12 protein-coding genes and 2 pseudogenes are annotated in these 14,490 nt (G+C 70.8%); 9 read left to right on the top strand and 5 right to left on the bottom strand.

Going from position 1 to position 14,490, the window contains the following annotated elements:
* Window positions 1-8 precede the first annotated feature (8 nt).
* The 4 genes from HUV60_RS12430 (at window position 9) to HUV60_RS12415 (ending at window position 3,921) form a co-directional block, all read left to right on the top strand.
* The gene (locus HUV60_RS12430) at window positions 9-164 is read left to right on the top strand and encodes a hypothetical protein (protein WP_257851198.1); all 156 of its coding nucleotides are present in this window, start codon (window positions 9-11) and stop codon (window positions 162-164) included.
* A 126-nt stretch (window positions 165-290) separates the two neighbouring features.
* A complete protein-coding gene (locus tag HUV60_RS12425; protein ID WP_257851199.1) occupies window positions 291-1,739 on the top strand; it encodes a glycine hydroxymethyltransferase in 1,449 nt (482 codons plus the stop codon).
* Window positions 1,740-2,018: 279 nt separating this feature from the next.
* The gene (gene trpS, locus HUV60_RS12420) at window positions 2,019-3,089 is read left to right on the top strand and encodes a tryptophan--tRNA ligase (RefSeq protein ID WP_269441178.1); all 1,071 of its coding nucleotides are present in this window, start codon (window positions 2,019-2,021) and stop codon (window positions 3,087-3,089) included.
* Between the two features lie 253 nt (window positions 3,090-3,342).
* Window positions 3,343-3,921, top strand: a complete 579-nt coding sequence (locus HUV60_RS12415) for a 2'-5' RNA ligase family protein (protein WP_257851200.1) — start codon at window positions 3,343-3,345, stop codon at window positions 3,919-3,921.
* 206 nt (window positions 3,922-4,127) lie between these two features.
* On the opposite strand, the gene HUV60_RS12410 is transcribed toward HUV60_RS12415, so the two are convergent.
* On the bottom strand, window positions 4,128-4,925 hold the full coding sequence (locus HUV60_RS12410; protein ID WP_257851201.1) for a decaprenylphospho-beta-D-erythro-pentofuranosid-2-ulose 2-reductase: 798 nt from the start codon (window positions 4,923-4,925) through the stop codon (window positions 4,128-4,130).
* 125 nt (window positions 4,926-5,050) lie between these two features.
* On the opposite strand from HUV60_RS12410, the gene HUV60_RS12405 reads away from it, so the two are divergent.
* Entirely contained in the window at window positions 5,051-5,968 is a 918-nt protein-coding gene (locus HUV60_RS12405) for a YihY/virulence factor BrkB family protein (RefSeq protein ID WP_257851202.1), read from the top strand.
* Here HUV60_RS12405 and HUV60_RS12400 read toward each other — a convergent pair.
* Entirely contained in the window at window positions 5,916-7,316 is a 1,401-nt protein-coding gene (locus tag HUV60_RS12400) for a D-alanyl-D-alanine carboxypeptidase family protein (protein WP_257851203.1), read from the bottom strand. The two genes, HUV60_RS12405 and HUV60_RS12400, sit on opposite strands and share 53 nt — an antisense overlap.
* Before the next feature lie 172 nt (window positions 7,317-7,488).
* On the opposite strand from HUV60_RS12400, the gene HUV60_RS12395 reads away from it, so the two are divergent.
* Together HUV60_RS12395 and HUV60_RS12390 are read left to right on the top strand one after the other, a co-directional pair.
* Entirely contained in the window at window positions 7,489-7,737 is a 249-nt protein-coding gene (locus HUV60_RS12395) for an SCO4848 family membrane protein (RefSeq protein WP_257851204.1), read from the top strand.
* 24 nt (window positions 7,738-7,761) lie between these two features.
* On the top strand, window positions 7,762-9,120 hold the full coding sequence (locus HUV60_RS12390) for a metallophosphoesterase (protein WP_257851205.1): 1,359 nt from the start codon (window positions 7,762-7,764) through the stop codon (window positions 9,118-9,120).
* 145 nt (window positions 9,121-9,265) lie between these two features.
* Here the strand turns inward: HUV60_RS12390 and HUV60_RS12385 are convergent.
* Both HUV60_RS12385 and HUV60_RS12380 read right to left on the bottom strand, forming a co-directional pair.
* A pseudogene (locus HUV60_RS12385) lies at window positions 9,266-10,264 on the bottom strand (histidine kinase dimerization/phospho-acceptor domain-containing protein); the annotation flags it as partial.
* A 62-nt stretch (window positions 10,265-10,326) separates the two neighbouring features.
* Window positions 10,327-11,016: a response regulator transcription factor gene (locus HUV60_RS12380; protein ID WP_257851206.1), complete on the bottom strand. Its 690-nt coding sequence runs from the start codon at window positions 11,014-11,016 to the stop codon at window positions 10,327-10,329.
* A gap of 161 nt (window positions 11,017-11,177) precedes the next feature.
* Between HUV60_RS12380 and HUV60_RS12375 the strand changes: the two are divergent.
* Window positions 11,178-11,489 (top strand): annotated as a pseudogene (locus HUV60_RS12375) (MMPL family transporter); the annotation flags it as partial.
* Between the two features lie 729 nt (window positions 11,490-12,218).
* Here the strand turns inward: HUV60_RS12375 and HUV60_RS12370 are convergent.
* On the bottom strand, window positions 12,219-12,941 hold the full coding sequence (locus tag HUV60_RS12370; RefSeq protein ID WP_257851207.1) for a SigE family RNA polymerase sigma factor: 723 nt from the start codon (window positions 12,939-12,941) through the stop codon (window positions 12,219-12,221).
* 192 nt (window positions 12,942-13,133) lie between these two features.
* Between HUV60_RS12370 and HUV60_RS12365 the strand changes: the two genes are divergently transcribed.
* Window positions 13,134-14,489, top strand: a complete 1,356-nt coding sequence (locus HUV60_RS12365; RefSeq protein WP_257851208.1) for a YcaO-like family protein — start codon at window positions 13,134-13,136, stop codon at window positions 14,487-14,489.
* Window position 14,490 lies beyond the last annotated feature (1 nt).

Here is a 14,490-nt window from a genome sequence, read left to right as displayed (position 1 = left end):
ACCCGTCCGTGGAACGCCGCACCATCGAACCCCGCCCCGGCTGGCAGCGGACCGTCGAGGAACAGGGCCTGATCCACCCCCTCACCCTGCCCAAGCCGCTCGAGGCCGACCGGGCGGCGGGAATGCACTCCGCGCCGCCCGGTAGGCTGACCGGCGGGCCGTGACTGGCGTGCTGGGATGGGACCGACCATCGGGAAGCGGCCCCCGGGCCCGTGACCCGCCGGGACCGGCCGAGTGCCGTGCGCCTGGGCCATGCCGTGAACACCGAACGCCACGTCCGGAGGTCCCTCATGCCCGCCGAGCCCCTCTCCACCGCTTCCACCGCCTTCCGCTCCGCCCTCGACGTGATTCGTGCCGTCGAGCCGCGCGTCGCCGACGCCATCGGCCAGGAGGTCGCCGACCAGCGCGAGATGCTCAAACTGATCGCCTCCGAGAACTACGCCTCGCCCGCCACCCTCCTGGCGATGGGCAACTGGTTCAGCGACAAGTACGCCGAGGGCACCGTCGGCCGCCGCTTCTACGCCGGCTGCCGTAATGTCGACACCGTCGAATCGCTGGCCGCCGAGCACGCCAAGGAGCTCTTCGGCGCCCGCCACGCCTACGTCCAGCCGCACTCCGGCATCGACGCCAACCTCGTCGCCTTCTGGGCCGTCCTCGGTGCCCGCGTCGAGGTGCCCTTCCTGGAGAAGACCGGCGTCCGCCAGGTCAACGACCTCTCCGACGCCGACTGGGCCGAGCTGCGGCGCGCCTTCGGCAACCAGCGCATGCTCGGCATGTCCCTGGACGCCGGCGGCCACCTCACCCACGGCTTCCGCCCGAACATCTCCGGCAAGATGTTCGACCAGCGCTCCTACGGCACCGACCCGGCCACCGGCCTGATCGACTACGAGGCGCTGCGCGCGTCCGCCCGCGCGTTCAAGCCGCTGATCATCGTCGCCGGGTACTCCGCGTACCCCCGTCTGGTGAACTTCCGGATCATGCGCGAGATCGCCGACGAGGGCGGGGCCACGCTCATGGTCGACATGGCGCACTTCGCCGGCCTCGTCGCCGGCAAGGTCCTCACCGGCGACTTCGACCCGGTCCCGCACGCCCAGATCGTCACCACCACCACCCACAAGTCGCTGCGCGGCCCGCGCGGCGGCATGGTCCTGTGCGACGACTCCCTCAAGGACCAGGTCGACCGTGGCTGCCCGATGGTCCTGGGCGGCCCGCTCCCGCACGTCATGGCCGCCAAGGCGGTCGCCCTGGCGGAGGCCCGGCAGCCCTCCTTCCAGGACTACGCCCAGCGCATCGTGGACAACTCACGTGCCCTCGCCGACGGCCTGATGCGCCGCGGCGCCACCCTGGTGACCGGTGGCACGGACAACCACCTGAACCTGATCGACGTGGCGTCCTCCTACGGCCTCACCGGCCGCCAGGCCGAGGCCGCCCTCCTCGACTCCGGCATCGTCACCAACCGCAACGCCATCCCGGCCGACCCGAACGGTGCCTGGTACACCTCCGGCATCCGCATCGGCACCCCCGCGCTGACCACGCGCGGTCTGGGCACTGCCGAGATGGACGAGGTCGCGGGCCTGATCGACCGTGTCCTGACCACCACCGAGGCCGGCACCACCAAGTCCGGCGCCCCCTCCAGGGCGGCCCACGTCCTCGACGCGAAGATCGCCGACGAGATCTCCCACCGCGCGACCGACCTGGTGGCCGGCTTCCCGCTGTACCCGGAGATCGACCTCGGCTGACGGCGCCGACGGCCCTCAGAGGCCGCTCGGTTCCTGACGCGGCTCCTCGCGCGGCGGTCCGCCACGGCGGCGGACCGCCGCGCGTCGTACCAGCAGGGTTCCGACGGCCGCCGCCGCGGCCCCTGGCACCCCCGCCGACAGCACCGCCACCGTCGTCGCCGGCACACACCCCGGCCGTCACATGACGCTCCCTCCCGCCCCGCCCCCGCGCACGGATCGGAATCCGCCTGTTCCGGACCAGTGCCCGATCGCCCTCCGAGGCCTGAGAGAATGGTGAGCATGGCCTCTGATCGTCCGCCTCGCCGCCACTCACCCCACCCCCAGGGGAACGGCTATACCCTGCAGCGTCGCCCTCGCGTGCTCTCCGGAATCCAGCCCACCGCCGGCTCGTTCCACCTCGGCAACTACCTCGGCGCCGTGCGCCAGTGGGTGGCCCTGCAGGAGACCCACGACGCGTTCTACATGGTCGTCGACCTGCACGCGATCACGGTCCCGCAGGACCCGGCCGGGCTGCGCGCCAACACCCGGCTCGCCGTCGCCCAGCTGCTGGCAGCCGGGCTCGACCCGGAGCGCTGCACGCTCTTCGTCCAGAGCCACGTCCCCGAGCACGCCCAGCTCGCCTGGATCATGAACTGTCTCACCGGCTTCGGCGAGGCCTCCCGCATGACCCAGTTCAAGGACAAGTCCGCCAGGCAGGGCGCCGACCGCGCCTCCGTCGGCCTGTTCACGTACCCGGTCCTCCAGGTCGCCGACATCCTGCTCTACCAGGCACACGAGGTGCCGGTGGGCGAGGACCAGCGCCAGCACATCGAGCTCACCCGCGACCTCGCCGACCGCTTCAACGCCCGGTTCGGCCCGACCTTCACCGTCCCCAAGCCGTACATCCCCAAGGAGACGGCGAAGATCTACGACCTTCAGGACCCGACGATCAAGATGAGCAAGTCGGCGTCCACGCCGAAAGGCCTCGTCAACCTCCTCGACGACCCGAAGGCCACCGCCAAGAAGGTGAGGAGCGCGGTCACCGACACCGACACCGTGATCCGCTACGACGTCGGGAACAAGCCGGGGGTCAGCAACCTCCTCAGCGTGTACTCGACCCTCACCGGGGCGGGCATCACCGAGTTGGAGGAGCGTTACGCCGGCAAGGGCTACGGGGCGCTGAAGACGGACCTCGCCGAGGTCGTGGTGGAGTTCGTGACCCCGTTCAGGGAGCGCACCCAGCAGTACCTCGACGACCCCGAGACGCTCGACTCGATCCTGGCCAAGGGCGCGGAGAAGGCCCGCGCCGTCGCCGCGGAGACCCTTGCCCTGGCCTACGAACGGGTGGGCTTCCTGCCCGCCAAGCACTGACCCGGCCCCGGGCCGGGGCTCTTGCGGCGACCGCCGCGGGACTGAACGCGGGCCCGGTACCGATCCGTACCACCTGCTGAGCGCCGTACGTCACTCCGGCTGCGCCTGCCCGGGAGCGGGCCGTGGTCGTACAGTCGGTACGGGGGTGGCCGCTCCGGCGGCCACCCGCTGCGCACCGGACGGGGCGGGGCGGTGCCACCACCCGGGGCCGGCACCACCGCAAGGACCGAACGACGGAAACGAAGGAGACGATGTGGGGACCGTAACGATCGGTGTGTCGATCGCGGTCCCGGAGCCTCACGGCAGCCGGCTTCAGCAGCTGCGCACGGGCTTCGGCGACGCCGCTGCTCACGGTATCCCCACGCACGTCACCCTGTTGCCGCCGACGGAGGTCGACGAGAGTGACCTGGCGGCCATCGAGACGCATCTGAACGAGGTCGCCGTGACCGGCCGCCCGTTCCGCATGCGGCTCTCCGGCACCGGTACCTTCCGGCCCCTGTCGCCGGTCGTGTTCGTCCGGATCGTGGAGGGAGCCGAGGCCTGCACCTGGCTGCAGAAGCAGGTCCGCGACGCGTCCGGCCCCGTCGCGCGTGAGCTGCAGTTCCCGTACCACCCGCACGTCACCGTGGCGCACGGCATCGAGGAGGCGGCGATGGACCGCGCCTTCGAGGAGCTCGCCGACTACGAGGCGCGGTGGCCCTGCACCGGCTTCGCGCTCTACGAACAGGGCGCCGACGCGGTGTGGCGCAAGCTGCGGGACTTTCCGTTCGGTTCGCCGGCGGTGCCCCCGCAGTCCGGCCGTGCCGACCGCGGTTCCGTCACCGCGTACTGACCCTCCGGTCCTCGTGGGCCCCGTCGTCACGTTTCCGCCTGTCCAGCGACGCCCGGCCACGTTCCCCCGAGCTCTCGGCTCCTCCCCCGCCTCCCGGCTTCGCCCGAGCGGGGGAGGCCCCCATGAGCGGGGCCCCATGACGCCGCAAGAACCGCCCTGCGGGCGGACGACGGGAAGGCAACGACAGGACCCCCGGCCCTCGGACGTCAGAGCGGCAGCCGCCGGAACACCGCCCGGGGCAGGTGCCGCAGCGCCGACATCACCACGCGTAGTCCGCCCGGTACCCACACCGTCTCCGCACGGCGGCGCAGCCCCAGCTCCACCGCCGTCGCGACCGCCTCCGGGGTGGTGGCGAACGGTGCCTCGGGCAGCGCGGCGGTCGTCCGGGTACGGACGAAGCCGGGACGCACGACCATGACGTGCACACCCGTTCCGTACAGCGCGTCGCCGAGGCCCTGGGTGAAGGTGTCCAGGCCGGCCTTGCTGGAGCCGTAGATGAAGTCCGCGCGGCGGGCCCGCTCCCCGGCGACGGACGACAGCACCACCAGGGAGCCGTGCTCCTGGTTCTGGAGGGCACCGGCGCACACGAGGCCCGCGGAGACCGCGCCGGTGTAGTTGGTCTGCGCGACCCGGACGGCGGCCCGGGGCGACCGCTCGTCGTGGGCCTGGTCGCCGAGGGTGCCGAAGGCGAGCAGCACCATGTCGATGTCACCCTCCGCGAAGACCTTGCCGAGGACGTTCTCGTGGGAGGCGTGGTCCAGGGCGTCGAAGGCGACGGTGCGCACCTGAGCGCCCAGGCGGCGCAACTGCTCCGCGGCCCGGTCCAGCGCGGGGGAGGGCCGGCCCGCCAGCCACACCGTGCGGGTGCGGCGGGCGATCAGCCGGCGTGCGGTGGCCAGCGCGATCTCGGACGTACCGCCGAGGACGAGCAGGGACCGGGGCAGCCGGGCCGCGGCGGGAACGGCGTGGCCCCATCCCGTGGGGGAGACGGTGTCATCAGGCATGTCGATGACCGTATCGCCCCTATATGGGTGATTAGTTCTGAAACCTCGCCTCACTCCCCGGAACGGGTGATTAATGGGATGTCGTTCCGGACATGGGACCTCCCCTGCGGGGGCAGAGGCGGTTCATGGACTGGCTGAAGAGACTCCCGGTCGTCGGCCCGTGGGCCACGCGGCTGATGCTCACGCACGCGTGGCGGTCGTACGAGCGGATGGAACGGGTGGCCTGGACGCGACTGGCCGCCGCGATGACGTTCACCAGCTTCGTCGCGCTGTTCCCGCTGCTCACCGTCGCCGCGGCGGTCGGCGCCGCCATGCTCAGCCAGGAGCAGCAGGACACCCTCCAGGAGAAGATCGCCGAGCAGGTGCCCGGCATCTCCGACCAACTGGATATCGCCGGCCTGGTGGACAACGCCGGCACCATCGGTCTCGTCGCCGGTGCGGCCCTGCTGTTCACCGGCATCAGCTGGGCCGGATCGACGCGCGAGTGCCTGCGCGCGGTGTGGGAGCTGCCCGAACCGGAGGAGAACCCCTTCCTGCGCAAGGCCAAGGACGCGGGTATCCTCGTCGGGCTCGGCGGCGCGGTTCTGGTCACCCTGGCCGCCTCCGCGGTCGCCTCGACGGCGGTCGACCGGATCAGTGACGCCATCGGGCTGGAGGAGGGCGGCTGGGGCGGGATCGTGCTGCGGATCGTGGCCTTCGCCGTCGCCGTGGGCGCCGACTTCCTGCTCCTGCTGTACGTCCTGGCGCCGCTGCCCGGCGTCGAACCCGCCCGCCGCCCTCTGGTCGTGTCCGCGCTCATCGGCGCGGTCGGCTTCGAACTGCTGAAACTGCTGCTCAGCGGCTATGTGCAGGGCATCGCGGCGAAGAGCATGTACGGCGCGTTCGGCGTCCCGGTCGCCCTGCTGCTGTGGATCAACTTCACCATGAAACTGATCGTGTTCTGCGCCGCCTGGACAGCGACGCAGGACAAGGAGAAGAAGGGCGGGCAGGTCACGGGCGCGGCCGGCGGCGCACCAGATCCGGCAACGGCCATCGGCGGTTGACCAGGAACGCCCCGCCCACGAGCAGTACCAGCACGCCGCCCGTGACGGCGAGTGCGGTCCCGACGCCACCGGCCCCGCTCCCGGCCGCGGCGCTCGCCACCGGCCGGGTGCCCGCGGCGCCGGGCACCCCCTCGCCCGCGCCGCCCGCCTCGCCGGGGGAGGCGCCGGCGCTCGGCCGGGCGCCGGCCTGCACGGCGCTCCTGGGCGGCACCAGCTCACCCACCGGGTCGACCTTGCCGACCGCCTCGAAACCCCAGTCGAACAGTCTCGCGGTCTCCTTGTAGACCCCGTTGCTCTCCTTCTTCCGAGGGTTCATCACGGTGACGAGCAGCACCCTGCCGTCCTGCTCCGCGACCCCGGTGAAGGTGGCGCCCGCGTTGGTGGTGTTGCCGTTCTTCACTCCGGCGATGCCCTCGTAGACGGGCACGTCGTAGTCGCCGGACAGCAGCCGGTTGGTGTTCTGGATCTCGAAGGACTCGCGAACCTTCCTGCCCTTCTTGTTCTTCTTCGTCTCACCGGGGAAGTCCGCGCGGACCGTCGAGGCGTACTCCCGGAAGTCCTTCTTCTGCAGCCCGGAACGGGCTATCAGGGTCAGGTCGTACGCGGACGACACCTGACCCTCGGCGTCGTAGCCGTCGGGGCTCACCACGACCGTGTCGAGGGCCTGGAGCTCCTCGGCGTGCTCGTTCATCTCCCTGACGGTGTTCCCGAGGCCCTTGTTCATGGCGGACAGCACCCTGACCGCGTCGTTGCCGGAGCGGAGGAAGACACCGAGCCACAGGTCGTGGACGGTGTACGTCTCGTCCTCCTTGATCCCGACCATGCTGGAGCCCGGGCCGGTGCCGGCCAGGTCGGAGGGCTCGACCCTGTGCTTCGTCGAACCGGGCCACTTCGGCAGCAGCGTGTCGGCGAACAGCATCTTCAGGGTGCTCGCCGGGGCCAGCCTCCAGTGCGCGTTGTGCGCGGCGAGCACCTCGCCGGACTCCGCGTCGGCGACGATCCAGGACCGGGCCGACAGGTCCTTCGGCAGCACCGGCACGCCGCTCGCGAGGTTGACCTGGGTCCCCGCCCGTCCGAGCCGGGTGCCGCCCACCGTCGACATTCCGGCCGGAGGAGCGGCCTCGGGTCCCTTCGCCGGCTTCTTCGACGCACTTTTCGACGCACTTTTCGACGGGCTCTTCGTGGAGCTCTTCGACGGGTCGGCCGAGGAGCCGGCCGAGGGCTTGGACGAAGGGGTGGACGACGGGCCCGGGGCCGCGAGGGCGACGGGAGCGGTCAGCGCGGTGGACACCAATATGGCGGAAGTGACCAACAGTGAGCGCTGGATGGAGTTTTTGGGTGCGGACACGGTCGGAAACGTACATGCAGTGCCTGAGGAAGTCCCCCCTCCCTCCCCACCCCGCGAACGGAACCGGACACCGGCCGGTGATACTGGACCCATGCCGTGCACGCCCGGGGGACACTCCCCGGAGCCCTGGCCGGATCCGGGCGCCCGGTGTTGCGACGAAAGGTCAGATCTGGTGAAACTCAGCCGCCCCGTCTCCTGGCTCCTGCTCGTCTTCGGGGTGTGGAGCTGGATCATCTGGATCACTTTCGTCAGGAACCTGGTCAAGGACGGCAGCGGGCTGGCCTTCGACGACGGTGAGCCGACGGCATACTTCTGGGTTCATCTGCTGCTGGCTGTCGTCTCCTTCGTATGGGGGACGGTCATCGGGGGCATCGGGTTGCGCGGCCTGCGCGCACTGAGCCGGACGTCACGGACGTCGTAACGGAAAACTGGGGAACACCGCACCGTGGCCATAGCCTTCGTACTCATCGCCCTGCTGGTCCTGTCCGTCCTGGTGGCGGGCAACTGGTACCTGTGGCGCCGTCTGTTCCGCGACACGACCCGGGCCCCGGGTGCCGTGCGCCGCATCGGTGCGGTGGTGGTCGCCGGAGGCTGGGCGGTGACCTTCGCGGCGTTCTTCGCCACACGCAGCGATGTCCCGTTCCGGCTCAAGCAGGTCCTGGCCTGGCCCGGCTACCTCTGGCTGGCCCTGTGCCTCTACCTGCTCCTCGCGGTGCTCGTGGGCGAGGCCGTCCGCCCGGTGCTGCGCCGGGTCCTGGAACGCCGGGCACGGCGCACGGTGGCCGCCCCGCCGGGCCAGGAGCCGACGCCGGTACCGGCGGGCGTGACGGCCACCGCTGCCGCACCGGCCGCGTCGGCACCGGGAGCACCGGCCCCGGGAACGCCGCAGCCGGCGGACGCGGACGTCCCCGCGCCGGCCGGGACCGCGGCCTCCGCGCCCGTCTCCGACGCCCCTGACGCAGCCGAGGAGCCCGCCGGTCCCTCCCGGCGGCTGTTCGTCTCCCGGGTGGTCGCCGGGGCCGCTGCCGCGGCGGCCGTCGGAACGGTCGGGTACGGCACGTACGGCACGGTGCGCGGGCCGAAGGTGAAGCGGGTCACCGTGCCGCTCGCCACGCTGCCCCGCGCGGCGCACGGCTACCGGATCGCCGTGGTCAGCGACATCCACCTGGGGCCGGTCCTCGGCCGGGGCTTCGCGCAGAAGGTCGTCGACACGATCAACTCGACCCAGCCCGACCTGATCGCCGTCGTCGGCGACCTGGTGGACGGCACGGTCAAGGAACTCGGCCCGGCCGCGGCCCCGCTGGCGCAGCTGAGGGCACGTCACGGCTCCTTCTTCGTCACCGGGAACCACGAGTACTTCTCCGGCGCCGAGGAGTGGGTCGACGAGGTGCGCCGGCTCGGCCTGAACCCGCTGGAGAACGCGCGCACAGCACTCCCGCACTTCGACCTCGCCGGCGTGAACGACCTGGCCGGCGAGGACGAGGGCCAGGGACCCGACTACGCGCGGGCGCTCGGCGACCGGGACCGGGCCCGTGCCTGCGTGCTCCTCGCCCACCAGCCGGTGATGGTCCACGAGGCCGTCGACCACGGCGTCGACCTCCAGCTCTCCGGCCACACCCACGGCGGCCAGCTCTGGCCCGCCAGCTACCTCGCCGCCGCCGCCAACCCGACCCTCGCGGGCCTGGACCGCTACGGCGACACCCAGCTGTACGTCAGCCGCGGCGCAGGCGCCTGGGGCCCGCCGACCCGGATCGGCGCGCCGTCGGACGTCACGGTGATCGAACTGGCGTCGAAGCAGACCTGACGGTTCCGTCGCAGGGGCCCGGGTGCCACCCCGGGCCCCTGCGGTACGGCCCGGTGCCCCGGGCTCCGCGGCCCAGGTCCGTTCCGTGCGCTCAGTACCCGTCCCGGAAGGCGGTCGGCGGCGGGTCGGTCCGGTCCGCCGTAAGCCGCAGTTCGGGCCGCTGGTCGAGACGGGCCAGCACGAGCAGTTCGTCCACGAGCCGTGCCATGCGGTCGGACTCCGCCAGCATCCTGTCCCAGGCCCGCCGACGCTCCGCCGGCTCCCGCAGCATCCCCCGGCCGTACAACTGGAGGTAGCCGCGGATCGCCGCCAGCGGCGTGCGCAGTTCGTGCGAGGCGTCGGCGACGAACCGGCGCAGCTGGGCCGCGCTGCGCTCGCGCGTGCGGTACGCCGACTCGACCTGCTGGAGCATCGAGTTCAGGGCGATCCGCAGTTGCTCCACCTCCAGGATGGGATCCCGGCTGGAGGGCACACGCCGGGTCAGATCGCCCTCGGCGATCGCCGACGAGGTCTCCACCATGTCCTCCAACGGCCGCATCCGGCGGCTCACGCTGACCCTCGTCAGACAGGCCAGCAGCGCGAGGAGCAGCGTCCCGATGGCCACGTCGAGCTTGACCACCTTGGCGACCCCCGTGTGGAGGGACTCGGTGGAGGTGGCGATCAGGATGTACGTGCCGTCCCCGAGCCTGGTGGCCGTGGCGCGGTAGCCGGTGCCCCGGACGGTGAGGTCGTGCGGCTCGGGGGCACGGACCAGGAAGCGGGGGTCGCCGACCTCGTCCGCCAGGGCACGCTGGGCCTCGGTCGGCTCGAAGCCGAGGACGCCCACGGTCTCGCCACCGGAGTCGACGGCGGCGAAGACCGAGGCGGGACGGTTCCCGCCGTTCTCCGCCGGATCCGTCCGCTCGGTGAAGAAGCTCAGCACGCTCAGCGAGTCGATCTGCCGCAGTGTCAGCCGGGAGCCGCCGAGCGAGTCGCGGCTTTGGACCAGCTCCGTGTCGATCTGGTCGAGCAGGTAGTACCGCATGCCCAGCACGCTCACCAGGGTCGCCGCCGTGATGCCGATGGCGAGCAGTACCAGGTTCGCCAGCGTCAGCCGGCCGCGCAGGGAGTGGATGCCCCGCTCGCAGTGCACCAGGCGGCGCAGCCGGACGAGCCGGACGAGCCGGACGAGCCGGGGGAGCCGGGACGGCCACGGTCGTGGCGCTCTCACGTCAGGCCGTATCCGACCCCGCGCCGGGTGGTGATCACCGGCGGACCCAGCACGTCGAGTTTGCGGCGCAGGTAGCTGATGTAGGTCTCGACGACGGTCGACTCCGACGGGGTGTGCTCGTACTGCCAGACATGGCGCAGCAGTTGGTCCTTGGGCACGATCCGCCCGCCGTTGCGCACCAGGAAGCGCAGCAGGGCGTACTCGGTGGGGGTCAGTTCGACCGAACGGCCCGCGCGGCGCACCGAGTACGTCGTCTCGTCCAGCTCCAGGTCGCCGTGGCGCAGCGGCGCCCGCTGCGGGAGGGCGTCGGCGGGCCGGGTGCGGCGCAGCACCGCGGTCACCCGTGCGACGACCTCGTCGATGTTGAACGGCTTGGTGATGTAGTCGTCACCGAAGCCGAGCGCGCCGACGATCTCGGCCGGGGCGTCCCGGGCGGTGAGGAACACCAACGCCAGCTCGGGTCGCCTGAGCCGCAGTTCACGACCGAGTCCGCGGCCGTCGCCGTCCGGCAGCATGACGTCGAGCAGGGCGGCGTCGGGGTGCGTGTGCTCGGTCAGCGCGAGCGCCTCGCGGACGGTGCCGGCCGCCATGACCTCGAACCGGTGGTAGCGCAGGGCGATGGCGAGGACATCGGCAATGCTCTCCTCGTCCTCCACGACCAGCACGGTGCCTGGAGCCGTCGTCATGTTCCCAGTATCGGTGCGAGCGTCCGCGGCCGTACCGCTTCCCGCTTTGGAGTTCCTTGAGAGTTCCGCGCGAGTCGTGTCCCCGCGGGGTCCGGCCGCCGATCCTGCTGCGAGGACCTGGGGGACCTACGGAGCGACGAAGGAGCTTGAACGTGGCGGTACTGGCACGCTGGTGCTATCGGCACCGGCTGGTGGTCGTGTTGCTGTGGGTGGGGGCGCTGCTCGGACTGGGGGCGGCGGCGAGCGGCGCGGGCACGAACTACGCGAATGTCTTCTCCCTGCCGGACACGGACTCCAAGCGGGCGTACGGCCTGATGGAGAAGGCGTTCCCGGAACGCGCCGGCGACACCGACACCGTGGTGTGGAAGGTCGGGGACGGTTCCGTGCGGGACGCGTCCGTACAGGACCGGATGGAACCCGCGCTGGACGCGATCGGACGTATGGAGGGCGTCGGCGACGTCACCGGCCCCTACGGGCCTGTAGGCTCGCAATCGGAATGCCCCATTCCGTTTTGGTGGCCTGGCTATTCCCGGCCGTCTCATTCGAGGGACACCGCGTTTCTGTCCCATGATCTTGGCCCATTTCGTGGTCTACGCCGTGGGGCCGCCGAGCGGGTTCTCCGCCGGGTGTTCCCAGATGATGACCTTTGCTTCGCTCTTGGCCGACAGCGGGTCTGTCCAGCCAACGGTCGGGTGGCCCAGGGGGATCTCGCCCCTGGGCTACCCGACCGTTCACCGCACAGACCTCACAGAAGCGGTGCGCTGCCCCACCGGGATCGGCCACACCGCGCTGCCGGAGCCATCGGCCTCTACTTGGTCGCTGATGTGATGGAACTGGTATCAGCCGAGACGCTCGGCTACTGCTTCACTCGTGAGTTGACCTGCAGACTGAAGTGTCCGTCCTGCGGATCTCCGCGATCAGCTCGTCGTCGCTGAGGCGGGGTTCCGGGGCCGGAGCCCCGCCGAGGAGCGATCGCAGGACAAGGCCGAACGATTCGGAGGTGTCATGATCCCCCTCAACGGAGGGGCCCGGCGGCGTCTCATTCATGGCTTGATCCTGTAGGGGGAGAAGGAGCGAGGCGTGGGCAATTGGTCCGTCAAGAGTATGTGAGAAGAATCGTCCGGTCCCCCGCCAAAGGGCTCCCGGCCCTTTGGCGGGGCCCCCCTCAGCTCTTCCGCTCCGAGCTCCTCCCGAAACCCAGGCTATTGGCCAATCTCAGCTGATGGCAGCCCGGGCGCTTCACCCGCTGCGGCGCCGAGGAGAGTTGAGTCCGGCGCGGAACCGAGGCTGCCCAGTCGCTGCCGCAGGATGCGCAATGTCCGGGAGGCGGAGCTACGGACGGTGGCCGGTGAGCAGTCCATGATCTGAGCCGTCTCCTCGATGCTCAGATCTTCCCAGTAGCGGAGATAAACCAGGCTGCGTTGCTTCGGCGTCAGGGTGGCCAGCACCCCGAGCAGCATGATGCGGTCGCCGACCCGGGCGGCTTCCTCCGGAGCCGGCTGGGAATCCGGCGGCGAGTCGTGAAGGAGTTCACGGGTCCAGCGGTGCGCCCGCCGCTCGCTGATGAAGAGCCGCACCATGACCGTGCGGGCGTAGCCGGACAATGCATCGTGCTGCTCCAGGCGCTCCCAGCGCTGGTAGAGGACCATCAGGGTCTGCTGCACAAGATCATCTGCTGTGAACCAGTCTCCCACCAGGACGAAAGCGTTACGTCGCAGTGCTGGGCGAGCACCCCTGACGTACTGCGCGAAGCTCTCCTCTAACACCTCGTTCAAGCCGTTCATCCCCCGTTCGGAAATTTCCTGGTCCCGTGAACAGCGTGCCAGCCGCTCCACCGCGTGTAGATGGTGGAACCGGTCGCGACGACGCACATCCCCCCTCCGTGCGCTGTCGCGACCGGAGTCAAACACGTTAACGACCGCCACGCCAGCTCCACACGACCCATTCCGGCCCCCAGAGATTCCAAGGGATCGCCGCGACGGTTCGGGATACACGAAAAGTCCCGTCTGCAACTAGGGACTCGCGAGAGGACCGCAAAACGGGCAGCCACGGTACTTCCTGGCAGTACCTGCAGCTCTTCGACCACGCTAGATCACATTCGACCAAGGAGGCCGGACATGAGGACGCTTCAAGCGACGCCTCTCAGCGCATCCGTGCCCGCGTCACTGCGCGCGATGGGGAAGCTGGTGTCGCCGTACGGACTCGTGTCCCGGCTGACCTGGCTGCCCGTCACCGAGGGGGAGCCTGACTTCCAGGTCTACTCCGGCTCGCTGGGGAACCCCGGGGCGGTACTTACCAGCCAGCCGGCATGGGCTCACGACCCGACCTCTGGCAACTTCGACGGCGCCGGAGGAGCACTCGACCGGGAGACAGCCGCACATCTCGCGGCGGCCGAGTCGCTGGAGCGGTACTCCTCCATCGCATGGGATCCGCAGGGCATGTTCTGGGCCACCGCGGCAGAGTTGGGCAAGGACGCCATCCCGCCGTGGGACTGGCCCACCTGCTCGTCGGCCGAGCTCGCCGATCCCCGCTGCGGGCTGATCCCCGCCGACCCCACGGTGCCTCTGCGCTGGGTGGAGGGCTGGTCCTTCACCCGCGGCCGCAAAGTCTACGTCCCCGTTGTCCAGGTCTACCTCAAGTGCTCCCCGGAGTCTGCGGCGGAGCGCCACGTTCACCCCGCCTCCACCGGTTGTGCCACCCATGCTGATCCGCTCGCCGCTGTCGCCAACGGCCTCTTGGAGGTCGTCGAACGTGATTCCATCGCCCTGACCTGGCTGCAGCGGCTCCGGCTCCCGCGCCTGGAAGTCGATCTCGGCGAGTTGTCGGCCGAGCAGCAGGCGTTCGTGGAGAGGGGAACGTCCGAGAACATTCGCACGCTGCTCTTCGACGCCACCACCGACCTCGGTATCCCCGTCGTGTACGGGGTGCAACTTGCTGATCACGACCGCGATCTCGCCCAACTGGTCGTCGCCACCTGCGACAGTGACCCGGGCAAGGCCGTCGCCAAGCTCTACCGCGAGGCTGCTTCCCTCCGCATCGCGCTGCGTTCCATGGCCGGTCGCAGCACCCGCCCGGAGCGGCCCGAGGACACCGTGAGCGTGATCGACGGAGCGCTGCTGGCCGGGCCGCGGGACCAGCGCCACAAGTTCGACTTCCTGTTGGAGGGCGATCGTCCCGTACGTCGGTTGTCCGCGCTGCCCCGCCCCGGCGGGGGGGCCGAGCCCCTTCCGTGGCTGCTGAAGCGGATGGCGGCGGCCGGGTGCGAGGTGGTGGTCGTGGACCTCACCACGGATGAGGCCCGGCAGGTGGGCGCCACCGTCGTCCGCGTCATGGTGCCCCAGTTGATGCCGTTGTCTTTCGCCCACCGTGCCCGCTACCTCGCCCACCCCAGGCTCTACGACGCTCCGCGCGCCATGGGCCACCCAGTGCACGACGAGGCCGGCATCAATCCCCATCCGCAGCCCTTCGCGTGAG

The sequence above is a fragment of the Streptomyces sp. KMM 9044 genome (assembly GCF_024701375.2).
Classification (GTDB): domain Bacteria; phylum Actinomycetota; class Actinomycetes; order Streptomycetales; family Streptomycetaceae; genus Streptomyces.
Note: the sequence above shows the minus strand (reverse complement) of the source record. Positions and strands in the feature narration are given on the sequence as shown.